Below are 18,512 nucleotides of genomic sequence, written 5' to 3' on the forward strand. Positions count from 1 at the left end.
CACGTATCGAGGCTACTTTGCCCAGAGCGCGCGCATGATTGGGGTAGGCGACCTAACTGCCAAGCAGGAAGAGGTACTAGATCTCACTGTTGAAGCAGTCACGCGCGCCGAAAAACTTATCAAACCGGGAGTGATGTTCAGCGAACTGCACGAGGCAGCGTTCTCCGTGTATCTGGAGCGCGGTTATCTGCTTGACAGTGCGACGCGAACCATGCCCTTCAATTGGGAGGCTATGCCGGACGGCCAGCCGCGCAGGCTGAAACGCCAATATGTACCGGACGCGGATTGGGAGCGTCAGGGCAGGCGGCTGGAACATGTGTATCCGGCGCAGGTGGGACCTCACAACCCGAATCTTGGGCATGCCGTGGGTATGCCGAAAATGCCGCTGTTCAACATCTCTTCGCATAATTGCGACAAGATGGAGGAGGGAATGGTATTTGTGCTCCACGCTCAATGGCTCGACCCGCTCGTGGCGGGCTCCAACGTGGGCAATTGCTACCTTGTAACAGCAGATGGTTGTGAGAACCTGACGCGGCATACCCCCATTGAGCCATTGCGTGCTCGAGTACCGGGATCACGCCTTATAAAAAGTTAGGGTTGGAGATATGCCTCGAACTGGTTCACGCTTAGCTCGCCGATCCGAAGCGCCTCCGTTGTGGTCGGGCCACCGAGACCGGCAATCTTAGGCAGAAAGCCGGTGAGTATAGCTTCCTGGGCCGCTTTGGCGATACGTTGACTCAGCTCTGCATTTTCCGTCCGTTGCGCAATGAGCCATAGCGTGCGCGACATTGGGGCTTTGCTGAGCGGATAGATACGCAGGTTTGTGTCGGAGCGGACGCTCTTCAGGACAACAAGCGGTGTTGCAATGGTCCATCCTATCCCGGCGCCTACCATTCCAAGAACGGCATCCGATGTATCGAGCTCATAGCGGTGCTGGGGGCTCAATGCGTGTTCGCGCAAATAGTCGTCCACCTGTCTGCCGAAAAAGGATGATCGCGAATAGCGAATAAGGGGCATTTCCTCGCATAGTTGCTCTGCCGTTTTCGGCTCCGAACTATTTGAGGGGGGAGCTACGATGAAGAACGGCTCCTCGAAAATCGGCAAAACTGTCAGTTCGAACAGGTTGTGCGAGTTGTCAGGAGTGATCACGAAGTCCACCCGTCGTTCCAAAAGAGCGCGAACGCTGGTTTCGTTGATTCCAGACAGGACAGACCATTGCGCGGCGATCGTGTCGAGGGCTTTGACCAGATACGGACCAACCGTCGCTGCAAAGGAATCCACCATGCCGATCCGCAGGAGCGGGAGCAGCTTGTTCATGTCGAGATCGACACCTTGCTCGAGGATCCGGGCGCGGCCCAGAAGCTCCAGAGCGCCCTTGTAGAAGGTGGTGCCGAGCAATGTCAGGCGCGCCGGCCGCACCGTGCGGTCCACCAACTGGGCACCGATCGATTTTTCCAGATTGGCGATTGCCTGCGAGACGGCCGACTGTGTCAGACCGAGGCGCTCGGCGGCCCGGGACATGTTGTCCTCTTCAACCGAGGTAACGAAAATTTCCAGCGATCTCAGGTTCATCCAGCTTTTCATGCGCGCTCTTGGCTCCCGGAATCTTTCCGGTTGACTATACCGGATATAATCCTTATATTAAATATAAATAAAACTAATAATAAGGCGAATGAACGCCTGCAGGCAGAGGGTAACAAGGAGAGTTGCATGGCACATATTTCTCTTAGAAAGCTGATATTCGCTGGAGCCGCGCTATTGGTCGCCAGCACAGTGGCCGGCGCGGAGACCGTGACGCTGCGCCTCGGTAACATCACCGATCCGCAGCATTCCGAAACGAAGGCTCAGGAATATTTCGCCAAACGTGTCGAGGAGAAGACGAATGGCGAGGTCAAGATTCGCATCTTCTCCGGTGGGCAGTTGGGGGATGCGCCCAGCCAGTTGGAGGCAATTCGTCTGGGGGCGCAGGACATGTACGCCGGCGGAACCGGCAATTTCGGCAAGTATGTCGACGATTGGAACATCACCACGGTAGGCTTCGTGTTCCGCGATACGGATCATTTCATGAAGGTGCTGGACAGTGAGCCCTACAAGAAGATGGAGCAGGACCTACTCGACAAGGCGGGCTTCAGGATGGTGTTGCGCAACGGTGCCCGTCCCGGCAAGCCAGTCATCTCCACCAAACCGATCATGAGCCCCGATGACTTCAAGGGTCTCAAGGTGCGCGTTCCGCCATGGGAAGGCTTTGTGAAAACCTTCGAGGCGATGGGTGCGAAGACTGTAGGCCTCCCCTGGGGCGAGACCTATCTCGCGCTCAAGCAGGGCGTGGCCGAAGTGGCCTGCGCGACAGTTTCGGGCTTCTACGGTCAGTCGCTTCAGGAAGTGGCACCCTATCTGACATTGGTCGATTTCTTCAGCGACAGCTTCACTATCGTGATCGGTGACAAGAAGTTCCAGGGACTATCGCCGGAACATCAGCAGGCACTGCTCGATGCGGGTACTGAGGCCGGCGAATATTACACGAAGCTCGCGGTCGAGGATCAGAAGGAAATCATTGAAAAGATGATCGACGATGGTGCTGTGGTCATTCGTGTGAATCCCGAGCCGTTCATCGAAAAAATGGGTCCTGTGGTTGCTGACATGGAAACCAAGGTTTGGTCGACCGCAGGCTTGTTCGATGCGATCCAGGCGATCAAGTGATCCTGTACGGCGCCGAGAGGTTCATCTCTCCGCGCCCGCATTCCACTCCTTTAAAAACTGAGCGCCGACTTCGATCCGCGAGATCGGGTTGTACGGTCATGTCGTCCAGGGAAAGCCCGCATGCTGAAAACCACGATTCCCCCGATCACAAAAGTTCTTGCCGAATTCGTTGCTTCTCAATCCTGGGACACCTTGCCGGAAGACGCGCGCGAATGTTCCAAGCAGGCGATCGCCGATTGCATCGGCGGGGCCATTGCAGGAGCCACGGAGCCTCCCAGCAAAGTGGTGATGGAACTTGCGCGCTTTGAACCGGGCAATGTGGCAATTTGGGGCAGTGACATCACGACCACGGAGCGCATGGCCGCACTGGCCAACGGCACCCTGGCGCATGCGCATGATATCGACGATACAAACGAGTCTATGCGTGGGCATCCATCCGCCCCTGTAGTGCCGGCAATCTTCTCCATGGTTCCGGCGACCGAGGTAGGAGGCAAGGCACTGATCGCCGCTTATGCGGTCGGAGTCGAGATCGAGGCAAAGCTCGGTCGTGCAATGAACATGGAACATTACGAGCGAGGGTGGCACACGACCTCCACGCTTGGCACGCTGGGAGCTGCTGCTGCTGCGGCGAACCTTATGGGCTTGGACAGCGATGCCTGTGCGCGCACGCTTGCGATCGCGGGCACGATGGCCTGCGGGGTTCGCGCCAATTTCGGCACCATGACGAAGCCGCTGCATTCGGGGTTGGCTTCTGAGCATGGTGTCACGGCAGCACGGCTTGCGGCGGCCGGGTTGAGCGCCAATCCCAATGCGCTGGAGGCGAATGAAGGGTTCATCGACCTGTTCTGCGGCTTCGATCATGTGGCCGCCGGCTTGGCGGTATCGGACCTTGGCGCGCCTTTCGACGTCGTGAAGCCGGGCATTCTCTTCAAGATTTATCCGACATGCTCCCTGACGCATCATGTGTTGGATGTATTGCTCGAGGGGCTCGCAAACGGGTCTATCCGGCCCCATCAAATCAAGCAGCTGAATTGCGGTATCGGATATCGCTGCGAGAACACGCTTCCCTACCATCGCCCGACGACGGGGCTGGAAGGTAAGTTCAGCATGGAATATTGCGTTGCCGCCGCGCTGCAATACGGGAAGGTGACCTTTGCCGAATTCTCGGACGAAGCCGTGAACGCTCCGGCCATTCAGGCCCTATATCCGAAGTTGAACGTTTATATCCATCCTGAGCTTCGCGAACGGGATTCCGTCTTCAATGACTTTGCCGATATCGAGATCATCCATGAAGATGACGAGGTATACCGCAAGCGTCTCTACAAGCCGAAGGGGCACCCGACCAATCCTCTTTCCTGGGAGGAACTGGCCGCGAAATTCGTCGATTGCGCGGAGCCGGTCGTCGGGGCGGAAAAAACGAAGCAGGCATGGAATGGTCTGCGTCATCTGGAAACGCTGACGGGCTGCGAAATCGTTTCCTTCTTATGATTTTCGGAAATGGAGAGTTCCGAAAATGAGTTTTATCGACAAATGGTTGAAACATCTGGAAGAGGGAGCGGCGACCATCTTGATCGCGCTCCTCACCCTGACCATCGCCGCACAGATCTTCTTTCGCTATTTCCTGAACTCACCCTTGAGCTGGAGTGAGGAGCTATCGCAGTTTCTGCTGATCTGCCTCTGTTTCGTTGCGGCAACGGCCGTTCTCAAACGTGGTGAGCACTACTCCATTGATACGTTTATAAGCATGCTGCCAGTGGAGGTGAGGCGTTTCGCCGAAGCCGCGGCACTGCTTGTTGAATTGCTGTTGCTGGTGGCGCTTGCCTACTATTCGTTCCGCATCGGGGCACTTTATGTCGGCACATACTCGTTGATCCTGAAGATACCCGAAGAAGTGAAAGCCTATCTGATGAGCTACTGCTTCCTCTCCATGGCCCTCCACGTGGTGGTCCGAATATCTAAAACCTTCAAGCCGGGGGCGTGAACCATGGAGGGCATAGTCTTCGGTGTCATCCTGGTCGTACTTTTCGCGGCGAATGTGCCAGTCGCTTTGACGCTTCTTGCCGCAACGGTGGGGTTCATTCTGACGGGCAGCGATTTCCCACTCGAGATCGTGACACAGCGCATGTGGGGCGGAGTGCAGTCCGTGGTTCTGTCGGCCATCCCCATGTACATCCTCGCTGCAATCCTGATGAACAATATGGGTGTGACCGAACGCATATTCCGTTTCGCTTGCGCGTTGGTGGGGCATTTGCGAGGCGGGCTCTACTACGTCAACATTCTGGCGAGCGTCATATTCTCCGGTATGTCGGGGTCCAACACAGCAGATGTCGCTGGTCTGGGTCGAATCGAGATACGCGCAATGATCGATGCTGGATATGATCGCGCCTACAGCGCGGCCGTTACGGCTGCATCTTCCATCATCGGACCCATCATTCCGCCGAGCATCATTCTGGTGGTCTATGCCCAGCTTGCGAATGTCTCTACCGGTAAGCTGTTTCTCGCCGGCGTTCTACCTGGTTGCCTGATGGCGTTCTGCCTGTCACTGATCGTTTTCACGGCGGTGCGCGCAAAGCCCGTGCTGGCGGGCGATCCCCTTCCACGTGCGAGCCTGAGGGAATTCCTCATGAGTGCGCGCGACGGGTTCTTTGCTTTGCTTTCTCCCGCCATCATCGTCGGGGGCATGACGCTTGGCATCGTTACGCCTTCCGAGGCGGGGGTGCTCGCGGTTCTCTATTCGATGCTACTCGGTCTGATCTATGGCAGCCTTTCTATGGAAGTGGTCATCCGTTCGTTGCGCGAGGCGGCCTTCTTCACCGGCGCAATCATGTTCGTCATAGCGGCGTCCGGTGCATTCGGATGGGCCGTGAACATCATGGAGGTACCCGAGACAATCGGCACCGCGATCCAGGCCGTGACCGCAAGTAAGTGGGGCGCCCTGATCCTCATCAACATCGGTCTGCTGATGCTGGGGGCGCTGGAGGCCGGGTCCGCTGCGCTGATCATCGTCGCGCCGGTGCTGCTCTACCTCGGCCGGCTTTACGGGATCGATCCAGTGCAGCTCGGCATCATCGCGGCCGTCAATCTGACGATGGGCTCGATGACGCCTCCGGTGGCACTTTCCCTGTTCATTTCGGCGCAGATCGCCGAGGTGCCCATGAAGCGCGCGGTGCTGGCGGCGATCCCCTTCTTTCTGGCGCTGATCGCCTCGTTGCTGATCATAACCTATGTGCCGGAATTTTCTCTCCTGCTGCCGAATCTGTTGATGGGAACGTGAAATGCTGGAACTGGAAAAACATGGTAAACTTCTGGTGCTGCGTCTCAACAATCCGGCTAAGCTCAATGCCTGGAGCGGCGCCGTGCGGGAGGACATCCGCAAGGCTCTCGCATCGGCTGACAAGGATCTGCAGATTGCCGCGGCGGTCATCACCGGAACGGGCGGACGCTCGTTCTGCGCAGGTGCGGACCTTTCCGACCCGACCATGAGCATACCGTCCGCCGCCGCGGGGCGTATGACGGCGTTCCAGGACTTCTATGTCGGCATCCAGTCTTTCAGGAAACCGCTGGTCGCGGCACTGAACGGCTTTGCGCTGGGTTCGGCGTTCCAGGCGGTCTTGCTGATGGATTATCGTGTTGCCCATGCAGGCGTTCGCTTCGGGTTGCCGGAGATCAATTCCGGCATGCCCTGCATAACGGGCTCGGCTATCCTTTCTTGGTCCGTCGGTCCCATGCTCGCCCGCTCCATTGCTGTGAGTGGGCGGTTCATGGAGGCGCAGGAGGCGTCGAGTTTGGGGATGCTGGAAGAAATCGTTCCTGCGGAAGCAGTAGAGGAGCGATCCTTGCAAGTTGCCGACGAGCTAGCGGCGAAATCTCCCGAAGCTTTCGCTGAAACGAAGCAGTGGCTTCGCGATCTCACACTACCTGCGCTCGAGGCCGCGTTTGCCCGCGCGGCGGAAGTGAGAGCGAAAGAAGAAATAACCCGGTCAGTTAAGTCTGGCATTTCGGGCTTTTTCGCCGGACATAATGCCAGGAATGCATAGAGTGTTCTCCACTTCAAACATAGTGAGTGAACTGGTATTCAAGAAAATTCTGGAGAATGACAATGAGCGGCAGGAACTTAGCCGACTTTAACATGCGTGCGCATTGGCCGGTGCCGGGAGAAGGTACCTTTCGGACAATCCTTGAACAGCGGGCGCAGACCGATCCCGAACACCCGTTATGCGTCTGGGAGGGAGGGCAGCTGACGGTGTGGGAGCTTCACGAGCGCTCGACGAAATTGGCGAACGCCCTGCTCGACCTGGGCATCGGCAAGGGCGACGTCGTCGCTCTCATGCTCGATCAGCATGCCGAGCACATCATTGCGCTTTATGCCTGCGCCCAGATCGGCGTCGCGCGGACCTCCGTCAATGTGAATGCCAAGGGCGACTATCTATCGCTTCTGCTGGCCGATGCCCGACCCCGCGTTCTCATCGCGGAGACCACCTACCGGACCTTGCTGGATCAGGCCCTTGTCGAGGCGGAAATCCCGCATGTTATCTGGAACGACGACAGCGGAACGGGCGAACTCGACAGGCTCATCGAAGGGGGCGCAGCCACGCCGCCAGCACTGTCCGCCGGGCCGGACGATCCGCTGGTCATAAATTATACGTCAGGAACGACGGGAGCGCCGAAGAAGTTTTCACGTTCGGACCGCGTCGTGCAGATCGGTTCGATCGGGTGCCTGCTGATCGGGGAGATGGAGCCGGGCGACGTCCTGTTGTTCTGGGAGCCCTTGTATCATGGAGCGGGGCATCAGACCGTCTTTGCCGCGATCATGGAGAAGCTTACGCTCGCCATGGTTCCCCGCTTCAGCGCATCGCGTTTCTGGGACCAGGCGCGCCGTTTCAACGCCACCAAGATTCATTACATCGGAGGCATTCTACCGATCCTGCTGAAGCAGCCGGCCCTCGAAGGCGATCGCGATCATTCAGTGAAGGTCGCCTGGGGGGCGGGATGTCCGGAGGACATCGGAGAAGAGTTTGAACGGCGCTTTGGGGTGGTCGTCAACGAAGGTTACGGCCTGAGCGAAGTGGCGAACTACGTCTCGATCAATGTCGGGGGACCGCGCGGCTCCATCGGAAAACCCCTTCCGTGGTTCTCGGTAAGGATTATCGATGACGGGGAACAGGATGTTGCCCAGGGAGAAACGGGCGAGATCGTCGTGAAGGGCAAGGGCGAGGGCCATACGTCCGTCTCGCTCAACAAGGTTCAGACTAGAACGCAGGCCGGTTGGATCAAGACGGGCGACCTCGGCCGGTTCGACGAGAACGGACATCTGTTTTTCACGGGACGTAAGAGCGACAGCCTACGGCGTCGGGGAGAGAATGTTTCGGCTTGGGAGGTCGAGCGGATCGTGGCGCGCCATCCGTCTGTGGAGGAATGCGCTCTGGTCGGTGTCGACAGCGGTCTGGGGGCCGGCGATGATGATCTGAAGCTTTTTGTGAAGCTGAAGCCGCAGAAGATCCTTGAACCGTTGGACCTGATCCGGTGGTGCGAGGACAAGATGCCTTATTTCCAGATTCCCCGTTATGTCGACTTCACGCGGGAATTCCCCAAGACGCCGAGCCAGCGCATTCGCAAGGCGGAGCTTTCAAGATCCACGAATGATTGCTGGGATATCCAAGGCACTGGCTATACTTTTAAGCGATAATACCGTTCTTGTTCCTACTCCAGATACTTAGCGATGTGGTTGGATGAAACCATTGTCTTGGCCTCACAGCCAACAGACCTATTGTCAACACAGATGAAAAGCAGCGATCTTTCCGTAGTTTTCCATCCTCAAGGGGAAAATACTCATGGACAAGTCGATAATTCTCGTCGATTGCGGCAGCATGGGTTATGCTATGTTGAAGGGTGTGGATCACCGCGGGCAAGTTGGCTTCGAAGGATGCTACAGTGATCGAGCCTAATGTCGAATTGCGCGCCCTCGCTGGCGCGCTTGGCGTGACGGTCCCCGAAAACGTCGATGAACTGAGCGTCGGTGCGAACTTCATTGTCTTTGCAATCAAGCCGCAGGTGATCCGCGATGTGGCTGCTACCTATAGCCGCTTTGCCGGCCACGTGACATTTGTCAGCGTAGCGGCCGGAATCGGCACTGGAGTTCCCCCGGTTTGATGGACACTTTTCCATTTGTGAAGGAGAGTGCTTGTCATGCCGAGAACCAGGAACCCGTACCCTGCGGAATTCAGGCAACAGATCATCGCGCTGGCCAAGGCCGGACGCAGTGTTGAAAGTCTTGCGCGTGAGTTCGAGCCTTGCGTTGCGACGATTCATGGCTGGGTCAAGCAGGCGGAGATCGACGGTGGGACACGCGATGACGGCCTGACCAGCGCCGAGCGGGAAGAGCTCGGCGCCCGCGCAAGGAGAACCGGCAGCTTCGCACGGAGCGCGACATTCTCTCAAAGGCCGCAGCCTGGTTTGCAGCGAACGACGTGACGTCGTCCCGGTCTTCGAATTCATGACCGCAAACCAGGTCTGTTACCCGATCGAGACGATGGCGATCTGAGCGGACGCATCAAGACCATCCATCAAGCCTCTAGGCAGATCTACGGCGCACCGCGCGTCCATGCTGAACTGGCTGATGCCGGCGTCCATGTTGGGCGCAAGCGCGTCGAACGATTGATGAAAGCTGCAGGCTTGAAGGGCGTCAGCCGTCGCAAGTCCGCCCGGACCACGATCCGTGACGAGCGATTGCGGCCAGCCAGCAATCTGATGGACCGGAACTTCTTTGCCCACGAGCCGAGCATGCTTTGGGTCGCCGATATCACCTATGGTGCGCCTCGTCCCGGACGGTCCGGGATGCATATGACTAGAATGCATTGAGAAAGGAGGATTTGAAGAATGCCATGCCCCCTGCTGTGAGGGGGCATGAGCCCAAGCGGCGGTGACCTGTCGTCAACTGGCAGGGTGACGTAGCCCGCAGGTAAGGGAATTGAGGCGAAGCCGTTACGCCGAGATGGTTCATATGATGCGCGAGCGACAGGCAAGATACGCCTTCAATCCGAATCCAACCCTGGCCGAGCAGTTCGCAATTCTTGCCGCATAATTGCTGTCGGCCAGGTCGCTTTTCCTGTCCAGTCAGCGGTTGCAACAAAACCAACGCTCCTTGCTGGCTGTGCGACGTTTCCGGGCGGGGCGGCGGGAACCAGGCAAAGAAGGCGTTCGGCACGCAGCGGCCCTTCGCGCCCGATCGATCCCTCAAAGATCGGCATGCATCTCGCGGAACATTAATGCGGCACATCTAGGCCGCTTTGGTTTACATAAGCTAACGCTTGACTGGACTGAATGAGCCCTCACGGCGTTGTAAGGGTGCGCCGAAGCTCAACGCGGACAGTCTGACCGACGAAGCCGATTTGGTCGTTTATCCGTAATGCGGGTGAATTACTTTCAATATTATCGATCCGTAGGATCGGTATCCTCTCGGCTTTCGCCTGTCCTGCAAGGTACCCGATAAGGGCAACGCCCAAACCTCGACCCCGTGCCCAAGGCGCACTGCCCACAAAGTAGAGGTAAGCGTCCGTGCCAAGGCTGTGCATCACAGCCAAGCCCGCAATACGACCATTCAACTGTGCGACTACAATCCAATCGTCGCGGGCATGAGGATTTTTGAACAGGATGCTGCGGCAGAGCTCGAGATCCCAGCGCGGCATATTAGCCATGTCCGGCGCTTCGGAGACACGATCTCTGAAGAACGGGAGAAGTTCCTCGGACCGAACCAGACCGTCCCCCATCGTAGTGAGTATGAAACCATGCGCCGCCAGAGCTGTTTCGCGTACCGTCTGGCGCGCTTCGCTCCACACCGCTAGATCGAGAGTGCTTGAGATGCGGCGAACATGATCGCGCAAGCCGCAGGACCTTGCCCAGTTGTAAACGTTGGGATCGTTTTCAACCACCTCGCAAGCAAGCCCCGCAATCCCTGCTTCAAGTGCGACGGTCTTAAATTCATTAAATAGCAACGTGCCGATACCTCGGCGGCGCGCCGTAGGCGTGACTGCAATTGCTGTCATAAGATGGTCCTCGGGCAGGTAGGCCGAAACCACGCCCTCTACGATGCCGAGAATTTCAGAGTTCTCCTCAAATACGAGCCGAAGCGGCTTCTCTCGCGAAACTCGCGAGCGTTCCCGATCAAGGAAGCTGCCGAGGTCGAGCGGCCGCTCCCGCAGGAGATTGAGCAGTGCTAGCCACGCCCTGGCGTCAGCTCGGTGGTAGGGGCGCACTGACATGCCGGATCAAGCCTCCCTACAGGCGTAAGCCAAGAGTGGACTATCAAATGAAACAGAGAGCAGATCATGACTCAACGGACTTAAGTTATCGTAGAAGATCGGCGAGATCTTAATCTGACCCGAGTTCGGCTTCGAGCCGAGCATGCGATTCGCGCCAGATCGGAACTGTTTAAAGAACACGGTTTTCGCCCCTCCTGTAATAGATGAGGACGCCTGATGCACGCATCACTCTCCTCGAATTCGAACACGATCAGACCACTGGCCGTGCTGGATGAGACTTGTGTATTCGATGATGGCATGAAAGCAGCCTGATGAATGAGGCAAGACTGCGAAAACGACAACGGGACGATTCGGATCTCAATTCACATACCGCCATGCATCTCCCGGAACAGCCTCGGCGCGACGCCGAACCGGCGCTCGAAGACTTCCGAAAGACGCGCAGCGGGGAACAGGCCTACCTGCGCGGCAACCGATTTGAGTGAGGTTCCGCGTGACAGCAAGAGGCGCGCTGCGTCGAGTCGGGCGGTCTCGACGAATTTGGCGGGGGTCTGGCCTGTTGCCGCCACGAACTTGCGGTGGAAGGTCCGCTCGCTCAGTCCCACGCGCTCGGCCAGTGCGGGGACATCCAGCGTTGCATCGAGATTGGCCTGAATCCATCCGATCAGATCGGCGAAGGGACTGTCGCCCTTGACCTGCGCCTGCAGCACCGGACTGAATTGCGACTGATATCCGGGACGGCGTGCGTAAAGGATCAGCCGCTTGGCAACTTCGCCGGCGATGCCTGCATCGAGATCATTGGCGATCATCGCCAGCGCCATGTCAATGCCCGTCGTCACACCCGCAGATGTCCAGAGTCGGCCATCTACGACGTAGAGCGCGTCGGGGTCCACCGTGACGGCGGGAAAGTTCTCGGAAAGCGGTTTGCAGGAATCCCAATGGGTCGCGATGCGATGGCCGTCGAGCAGGCCGAGCGCGGCGAACACGAAGCCGCCCGTGCAGACCGATCCGTAGCGCTCGGCACCGGAGGCAAGTCCGGGAAGCACTGCCCGTAGGGTCGGGTCGGCGACGGCGGCCAGCAGCGGCTCCCGTTCCGCCCCGGCGACCAGGACGGTATGCGCATCTCCTGGCTTCAAATCCGAGATCGCCCGCGTGTCGACGGTGATGCCGCTACTGCTTTCGATGGCGCCGCCTTGGGCGGAGACTAGGGTGACCGCATAGAATGCGGGCTTTCCCTGCTGGCCGAGCGCGCGATTGGCACCGTTGAACACCGATGCAGGTCCAGACACATCGAGCAGCTCGAACCCAGGATAGACGATGGAGACGACGTGGTGCATTGGCAGAAATTAGCATCTATTTGTCATTTCTGCCATGGCGGGCGGCTGGTAGCTTCCGAAAAAGGCGATGGTAGCGCGGACGAGTTCGCGACCCATCCAGCAGCTTTTCGGGAGAAACAGCCATGTCGAAGCGCGTTATCGTTTTTGGGGGTATTGCAGTCGTTCTGCTCGGTCTCGCGGGCTTCGGCGGCTGGATATTCAGCCTGCCTTCGACAATCGCCACGGCGGACGCCCCCGCGGTGCCGCAGGAAGAGACGGATGCCATGCTGACTGCTCTCCGCTACGAAGGAGAAGGACGTCCCGTTATCGCTGTCATCGGGCTCAACGACGCGACCGAGACCAACGACTACATCACGACGACTGGTATCCTGAGGCGGGCCGATATTGCCGAGGTAGTGATGCTGGCGACGGAGGAAGGGCCGGTGCAGCTCTATCCCGCGTTGAGGGTGGAGCCGGACGCGACCATCGCCGCGTTCGACGCCGAATATCCCGAGGGGGCCGACTACGTCATCGTACCAGCGATGAGCCGCGACGACGATCCGGCGGTGATCGCCTGGCTGCAGGGGCAGTCCCGGAAAGGCGCGACGATCATCGGTGTTTGTGCCGGCGCCAAGGTGGTCGGCGCTGCCGGGCTGCTCGACGGCAGGCGTGCGACAACCCACTGGTACTATCTGGGCGAGATGCTCAGACGCAACCCGACGATAGACTATGTCGCCGACCGCCGCATGGTCGCGGACGGGAACGTCGTGACCACGACCGGCATCACGGCCGCCCTGCCGATGATGCTGGCACTGATCGAGGCCATCGCGGGACCGGAGCAGGCCGAGGTTGTAGCAACAGATCTCGGCACGGGAAACTGGGACATGCGGCATGCGAGCGATGCGTTTCAACTAACACGTCCTTTCGCGACACGAGTGCTCGCAAACCGCATGTTATTCTGGAACCGCGATGATTGGGGGATCGAACTCGAGGCGGGAATGGACGAGGTCTCGCTGGCCATGATCGCCGATGCCTGGTCACGAACCTACCGGTCGCATGCGGTCACTTTCGCACAGGCCCCATCTGCACTCCCCACGGCGAACGGTGTGCGCATCCTGCCGGATCGCGTCGAAGACGGCTGGCAGGAAGATCGCACCGCTTCGATCTACCCCGATGAGCGGCCTGCGGATGCGTTGGACCAGGCGCTCGAGACCATCACCGAACACTATGGGGAGGCCACGACCAATGTTGTCGCCATGCAGCTCGAATATCCACACTGAAAACCCAAAGCGAAAAAGTTTCCGCTCCATGTCGTGAGGCGCAGATCTCGCGCGTCCTTTGGACAGAAAGCCCGTCAGGACAAGCAACGAAGGATCATCAGAAATGGCAAGAAGGACCGCAATCCTCATCGCTCGCCTGATCTTCGGCGGTGCATTTCTCATGGCGGCCTGCTTCAAGTTCGCGGATATGGGCGCGACGGCTGGCTACATCGCCTTGATCGATTTCCCGGCCCCCCTGTTCTTTGCCTGGGTTGCCGCCTTCTTTGAACTCGGCCTGACTTTCGCGTTCCTCACCGGCTCCTTCTTCAGCGAGGCGGCCGTGATCTCGGCAGCCTATGTCCTGTTCCTCGGGTTCGCGTTTCACGGGCCGTCTAGGTGGGAGGAGAACCCGATGGAGTTCGGCTTTTTCGTCGATCATTTCACCTTCATCGCCGGACTGCTGTTCGCGGCAGTTCACGGGCCGGGCGACAGGCTGGCGCTCGGCTGGGGCATCGACTGGAAGACCTTTCGAGTGACGCGCGCCGACCCAAAGACCGATCTCGCAAGGAGAGCACCATGAGTGACAATCCGCGCGGGCTCGTCGTGGCCGAGATGTCGATGTCGCTCGACGGTTTCGTGGCCGGGCCGAACGAGACCCTTGAGCATGGTCTCGGTACGCGAGGCGGTCATCATGTGTTTGACTGGCTGAGCAGCGGCACTCGCCGCTTCCCGCCGGACAAGTCCATGGCGCTGCGTCCGGAGGGGGCCAGTCGCGGAGTCATTGCTGAAACCTTCGCACGCTTCGGAGCCTATGTGTCGGGCAAGCGCACCTACACTTTGGCGCGCGGATGGGGTGGCCTTCACCCGGCCGGCGTTCCGACATTCGTGCTCACGCACAATTCCGATCCCGATCCGCCCGGTGATGGAACCGGCCTGATATTCGTCACCGGGGGAATTGAAGATGCCATCGACCAGGCAAAGGTGACCGCCGGCGCGAAGGACATCGCCCTTCTGGGGGCGAGCCCGTGCCAGCAAGCCCTGAAGGCTGGGTTGCTGGACGAGATCTTCGTCCATGTCGCGCCGATCCTGATCGGCGACGGCGTCCGTCTGTTCGATCACTTTGGCGACGACTTCATCATGCTCGAGCAGGTCGACGCCTTTGCCGGCGTGAACGTGGCGCATCTTCGCTATCGCGTTCAAGGCCAAGGGTCGTGAAGGCCTGCCGAGGTCCGTCCCAGGAACAAATCGAAAGGGGATCAGAATGACCAGACGCCTCCTAACTTCCTTCATCGCCGCGGCGGCGCTGAGTTTCGCCGCACCCACTGCAACATCTGCTCAGGAGGCCCCTCAGATGTCCCAGCTTCCAACTCCCACGGAATCCGGCTTCGCCGACGTCAACGATATTCGTATCTGGTATCAGACCTATAGCGAGGGCGATCCGCTGATCTTGCTCCACGGCGGCTTCGGCTCGGTCGAGATGTTCGGACCCAACATCGAGGTCCTGGCGCAGGGCCGCAGGGTCATCGGCGTCGACCTGCAGGCTCATGGCGGCACCGGTCCTCTGGGCCGTCCCATGAGCTTCGAGGCCATGGCAACCGATGTTGCCGAACTCATCACGTCTCTCGGCTACGAGAAAGCTGATGTCATGGGATATTCGCTGGGCGGGGCGGTCGCGATGCGCGTCGCTATCGACCACCCAGAGGTTGTCGATCGTCTGGTCACCGTCTCGGCCGCCTATGCCTACAACAACTGGCACGACTACAACTTCGAGGGCATGCGCGCGATCTATGCCGATCCGGCGGGCACTGCTGAGAGCATGATCGGCTCTCCCATGCATCAGGGCTATGTCGCGAAAGCACCGGGCGGCGAAGCGAGCTGGGCGGAGGCCGTCAACGAGTTCGGCATCTTGATCGGCACCGACTATGACTGGTCGTCAGAGGTTCCCGACATCACCGCACCGACGCTCGTTATCGTCGGCGACTGGGATGCAGTCCGCATCGGTGCCGCAACCCACCTGTTCGAGCTGCTCGGCGGCGGCGCGCAGGACGCGCAATGGGACCGCTCCGGCATGGGGCAGAACCACTTTGCGGTGATCCCCAACGCCACGCACTACGACATCGTCAACACCACCGCGATCAGCGAGATCGCGATCCCCTTCCTCGATGGCTACCCCGAGGCAGCCGCCCCGGAGCAATGACCCATCAACCAGGGAGAAACGACATGACCGATCTCGTGACCTGCCTGTGGTTCGACCACGGCGAAGCGTCGAAGGCGGCCGAATTCTACGCCGCGACCTTTCCCGACAGCCATGTCGACAAAGTGAACAGGGCCGCCGCCGATTACCCCGGCGGGAAGCAAGGCGACGAGTTGACGGCGGAGTTCACGGTGCTGGGCCGCAAGTTTGTCGGCATCAATGGTGGGCCGGTCTTCACCCCGAACGAGGCAGTGTCCTTCATGGTCATAACGGAAGACCAAGAAGAGACCGACCGATACTGGAACGCAATTGTCGGCAATGGCGGGCAGGAAAGCCAATGCGGCTGGTGCAAGGATCGCTGGGGCCATTCCTGGCAGATCACGCCGAGGCTGCTGCTGGACCTGACGACCGGCGCGGATGGCGAGAAGGCGCGGCGCGCGTTCGAGGCGATGATGCCGATGAAGAAGATCGACATCGCGGTGCTCGAGGCGGCTGTCTCGGAAACCGGCTGAGCGACCGATGCACACGGCACGCAAATCAAGAAGGGAGTGGCAGTCATGATTGTCACCGTCGCCAGAGTGACCGATCCAGACCGGTTTCTGGAGGTCTTTCGAACGTCGGGTGCTGACAAGCGCAGGGAGCATGGATGTCGAGGCGCCCGCGTTTACTTCGATCCCCACGACGTTCATCGGGTTTGGTCGGTCTTCGACTGGGACCCCGATGACTACGCCGGGTTTCTCGCGGACCCGGAGATTCCGGCCATCGCGCGACAGCTCGGGCTCCAAGAGCCGCCGGAGCACGCTGAGGTTGCGATCGAGCTTCCGGCATAATCGCCGTGCTTGAGGCGGCTGGCACGGGAGCCGGATGAGCGGAGCAAACCACTGAACAACAGTGCGAGAAGAAGGGACCTCGACCATGTCCAACTCGGTTCTCTACATGTCCATGTCGCTGGATGGCTTTATTGCCGGTCCGAACGACGAAGTCGGCAATCCTGCCGGCGACGATTTCATGCGTCTGCATGAATGGTACGGATTTCAAGGCACACCGCCGAACACGCAAGGGACAGGCTGGGGCGCCCATTTCATGGAGGAGGGCCATGCGACGGGTGCTGTCGTGGCAGGGCGCAGGTCCGCCGAGCAGGCCGGTCATTGGGGCGGCAATCATCACGGTGTTCCGATCTTCGTGGTCAGCCGCAACCCGCCCGGCCGGGATGTCGAGAAGTACCCGCTGGTGACCTACGTGAACGACGGCGTTGCCAGCGCCATGACGCAGGCCAAGGCCGCCGCGAACGGCAAGGACGTGATGATGCATGGCGGCACCCTTGCGCAAGCGGCGCTGCAGGCCGGTGTGCTGGACGAACTGCAGATCCACGTGATCCCGGTCTTGTTGGGGGCGGGGCGCAGATTGTTCGACGTCCTGCCGGAGCGGATCGAACTGGAGATCGTCCGCGTGATCGACACGCCGAACGCCACTCATATCCGTTACCGCGTCGTCAGGGACTGACAGAGGGAACGTCACAATGGCTAGGCAAAGCAAACCCACCATCACCGCCTTCGAAAGCTCGCCGGACAAGGGCGCCGGCCTGGCGCGTGACACCCGCGTGCGCTGGGCTTTCGAGGAAGTTGGTCAGCCCTACAATGTGCGCTTGGTCTCCTTCAAGGCGATGAAAGAACCCGCGCATCTGGCGCTGCATCCGTTCGGGCAGATCCCGACTTATGAAGAGGGCGATCTCGCGCTGTTCGAGACCGGGGCGATCATCCTGCATCTCGCGCAGCATCATGCGGGCCTGCTGCCGGACCATGCCAAACCACGAACACAGGCGATCACCTGGATGTTCGCGGCCCTGAACACCGTGGAGCCGCCGATTCTCGAACGCGAAAATACCAGGCTGCTGGCGAGCGAAGAACCTTGGCGCGTGCAGCGCATGCCCATCCTCGAAGACCGCATCCTCACCCGGCTGGATCAGCTTTCCGCCTCCCTTGGTGATGCAGAATGGCTCGATGGGTCGTTCAGCGCCGGCGACCTGATGATGGTCTCGGTGCTGCTGAGGCTGCGGAATTCGTCGGACCTTCTCAACGAATACCCGAACCTTTCCGCCTACATCGCGCGTGGCGAAGCCCGCCCGGCCTAAAAGCGGGCTTTCGCTGCGCAACTGGCGGTTTTCACAGGCAAGGCCTCGAAAAGGGATAGACCTCTGCATCGGGATGCGCCCTGAAGGCAGAAAACGGCCGGCGCAAGGCACTTCGACACGGATTAATGAACTCGGGAGAAAACCATGAGGAAAGCGATCAGGCATCGCCATATCTGGCAGACCATTGCGGTCGTCGCGCTGTTGTTCGGTGGTGGCGCGGGAACAGCGCATGCAAATGGCTGGGAAACCGGTTCTCTGGCCGAGGCCGGCTTCAACGAAGCGCTCGGTAACCAACTGGATGCCGCCTTCGCCGACGGCGAATTTGACGGCCTTCATGGGGTCGTCGTCGTTCGTCACGGGAAACTGCTTCTTGAGCGCTACTATCCGGGCGTCGACGAACGCTGGGGCCAGGATCTCGGTATGGTCGAGCACGATGCCGAGACCCGGCACGACCTGCGGTCGGTCTCAAAAAGCATCGTCGGTCTTCTCTATGGCATTGCGCTTGACGAGGGCTCGGTTCCGCCTATCGACGCGCCGCTTCTCGCGCAGTTACCGCAATATCCCGATGTGCCCGATATCGAAGTGAAACGCGCCATCACGATCGAGCACGTCCTGACCATGACACTCGGTCTCGATTGGTCCGAGGAGCTTCCCTAC

General features: G+C 59.4%; 22 protein-coding genes and 1 pseudogene. 20 read left to right on the forward strand and 3 right to left on the reverse strand.

The window, feature by feature from the left end; translation table 11 throughout:
* Positions 1 to 595 (forward strand): M24 family metallopeptidase (locus QZ638_RS15265; RefSeq protein WP_295812187.1); only part of this gene is annotated, 595 nt, incomplete at its 5' end.
* Here the strand turns inward: QZ638_RS15265 and QZ638_RS15270 are convergent.
* Complete coding sequence (locus tag QZ638_RS15270; protein ID WP_295812189.1) at positions 592 to 1,572, reverse strand: LysR family transcriptional regulator; 981 nt, start codon at positions 1,570 to 1,572, stop codon at positions 592 to 594. The genes QZ638_RS15265 and QZ638_RS15270 overlap by 4 nt on opposite strands.
* 138 nt (positions 1,573 to 1,710) lie before the next feature.
* On the opposite strand from QZ638_RS15270, the gene QZ638_RS15275 reads away from it, so the two are divergent.
* From QZ638_RS15275 to QZ638_RS15315, 10 genes and pseudogenes are all read left to right on the forward strand, one after another.
* Entirely contained in the window at positions 1,711 to 2,700 is a 990-nt protein-coding gene (locus QZ638_RS15275; protein WP_295812191.1) for a TRAP transporter substrate-binding protein, read from the forward strand.
* Between the two features lie 120 nt (positions 2,701 to 2,820).
* Entirely contained in the window at positions 2,821 to 4,188 is a 1,368-nt protein-coding gene (locus QZ638_RS15280) for an MmgE/PrpD family protein (RefSeq protein WP_295812193.1), read from the forward strand.
* A gap of 25 nt (positions 4,189 to 4,213) precedes the next feature.
* Positions 4,214 to 4,681, forward strand: coding sequence for a TRAP transporter small permease (locus tag QZ638_RS15285; protein ID WP_295812195.1), 468 nt, complete (start codon positions 4,214 to 4,216; stop codon positions 4,679 to 4,681).
* A gap of 3 nt (positions 4,682 to 4,684) precedes the next feature.
* Positions 4,685 to 5,974 carry a TRAP transporter large permease gene (locus QZ638_RS15290; RefSeq protein WP_295812198.1) on the forward strand — a complete coding sequence of 430 codons (1,290 nt, stop codon included), beginning with the start codon at positions 4,685 to 4,687 and terminating at the stop codon, positions 5,972 to 5,974.
* 1 nt (position 5,975) lies between these two features.
* Entirely contained in the window at positions 5,976 to 6,737 is a 762-nt protein-coding gene (locus tag QZ638_RS15295) for an enoyl-CoA hydratase/isomerase family protein (protein WP_295812201.1), read from the forward strand.
* Between the two features lie 92 nt (positions 6,738 to 6,829).
* Entirely contained in the window at positions 6,830 to 8,386 is a 1,557-nt protein-coding gene (locus QZ638_RS15300) for an AMP-binding protein (RefSeq protein ID WP_295812240.1), read from the forward strand.
* A 245-nt stretch (positions 8,387 to 8,631) separates the two neighbouring features.
* A complete protein-coding gene (locus tag QZ638_RS15305; protein ID WP_295812202.1) occupies positions 8,632 to 8,850 on the forward strand; it encodes an NAD(P)-binding domain-containing protein in 219 nt (72 codons plus the stop codon).
* A gap of 36 nt (positions 8,851 to 8,886) precedes the next feature.
* A complete protein-coding gene (locus QZ638_RS15310) occupies positions 8,887 to 9,171 on the forward strand; it encodes a transposase (RefSeq protein WP_295812206.1) in 285 nt (94 codons plus the stop codon).
* A 78-nt stretch (positions 9,172 to 9,249) separates the two neighbouring features.
* Positions 9,250 to 9,558: an IS3 family transposase gene (locus QZ638_RS23360; RefSeq protein ID WP_366936248.1), complete on the forward strand. Its 309-nt coding sequence runs from the start codon at positions 9,250 to 9,252 to the stop codon at positions 9,556 to 9,558.
* A 130-nt stretch (positions 9,559 to 9,688) separates the two neighbouring features.
* Positions 9,689 to 9,781, forward strand: a pseudogene (locus QZ638_RS15315) (IS6 family transposase); the annotation flags it as partial.
* 247 nt (positions 9,782 to 10,028) lie between these two features.
* Here QZ638_RS15315 and QZ638_RS15320 read toward each other — a convergent pair.
* A complete protein-coding gene (locus QZ638_RS15320) occupies positions 10,029 to 10,958 on the reverse strand; it encodes a GNAT family N-acetyltransferase (protein WP_295812209.1) in 930 nt (309 codons plus the stop codon).
* A 362-nt stretch (positions 10,959 to 11,320) separates the two neighbouring features.
* Positions 11,321 to 12,292: a helix-turn-helix domain-containing protein gene (locus QZ638_RS15325; RefSeq protein WP_295812212.1), complete on the reverse strand. Its 972-nt coding sequence runs from the start codon at positions 12,290 to 12,292 to the stop codon at positions 11,321 to 11,323.
* 122 nt (positions 12,293 to 12,414) lie between these two features.
* On the opposite strand from QZ638_RS15325, the gene QZ638_RS15330 reads away from it, so the two are divergent.
* From QZ638_RS15330 to QZ638_RS15370, 9 genes are all read left to right on the forward strand, one after another.
* A complete protein-coding gene (locus QZ638_RS15330; protein WP_295812215.1) occupies positions 12,415 to 13,551 on the forward strand; it encodes a DJ-1/PfpI family protein in 1,137 nt (378 codons plus the stop codon).
* 103 nt (positions 13,552 to 13,654) lie between these two features.
* On the forward strand, positions 13,655 to 14,110 hold the full coding sequence (locus tag QZ638_RS15335) for a DoxX family protein (protein ID WP_295812216.1): 456 nt from the start codon (positions 13,655 to 13,657) through the stop codon (positions 14,108 to 14,110).
* Positions 14,107 to 14,745 (forward strand): dihydrofolate reductase family protein, encoded by a 639-nt coding sequence (locus tag QZ638_RS15340; RefSeq protein WP_295812217.1) that lies wholly within the window; start codon positions 14,107 to 14,109, stop codon positions 14,743 to 14,745. Before QZ638_RS15335 ends, QZ638_RS15340 begins: the two co-directional genes overlap by 4 nt.
* A gap of 136 nt (positions 14,746 to 14,881) precedes the next feature.
* Positions 14,882 to 15,727: an alpha/beta hydrolase gene (locus QZ638_RS15345; protein WP_295812218.1), complete on the forward strand. Its 846-nt coding sequence runs from the start codon at positions 14,882 to 14,884 to the stop codon at positions 15,725 to 15,727.
* Between the two features lie 23 nt (positions 15,728 to 15,750).
* Positions 15,751 to 16,236 carry a VOC family protein gene (locus QZ638_RS15350; RefSeq protein WP_295812219.1) on the forward strand — a complete coding sequence of 162 codons (486 nt, stop codon included), beginning with the start codon at positions 15,751 to 15,753 and terminating at the stop codon, positions 16,234 to 16,236.
* Between the two features lie 45 nt (positions 16,237 to 16,281).
* The gene (locus QZ638_RS15355; RefSeq protein WP_295812221.1) at positions 16,282 to 16,554 is read left to right on the forward strand and encodes a hypothetical protein; all 273 of its coding nucleotides are present in this window, start codon (positions 16,282 to 16,284) and stop codon (positions 16,552 to 16,554) included.
* An 85-nt stretch (positions 16,555 to 16,639) separates the two neighbouring features.
* On the forward strand, positions 16,640 to 17,227 hold the full coding sequence (locus tag QZ638_RS15360) for a dihydrofolate reductase family protein (RefSeq protein ID WP_295812231.1): 588 nt from the start codon (positions 16,640 to 16,642) through the stop codon (positions 17,225 to 17,227).
* Between the two features lie 16 nt (positions 17,228 to 17,243).
* The gene (locus QZ638_RS15365; protein WP_295812235.1) at positions 17,244 to 17,855 is read left to right on the forward strand and encodes a glutathione S-transferase family protein; all 612 of its coding nucleotides are present in this window, start codon (positions 17,244 to 17,246) and stop codon (positions 17,853 to 17,855) included.
* 144 nt (positions 17,856 to 17,999) lie between these two features.
* The coding region (locus tag QZ638_RS15370) for a serine hydrolase (protein ID WP_295812238.1) at positions 18,000 to 18,512 on the forward strand (513 nt) is incomplete at its 3' end.

Origin of the sequence: uncultured Nitratireductor sp. (assembly GCF_913053745.1) — a bacterium.
Classification (GTDB): Bacteria; Pseudomonadota; Alphaproteobacteria; order Rhizobiales; family Rhizobiaceae; genus Nitratireductor.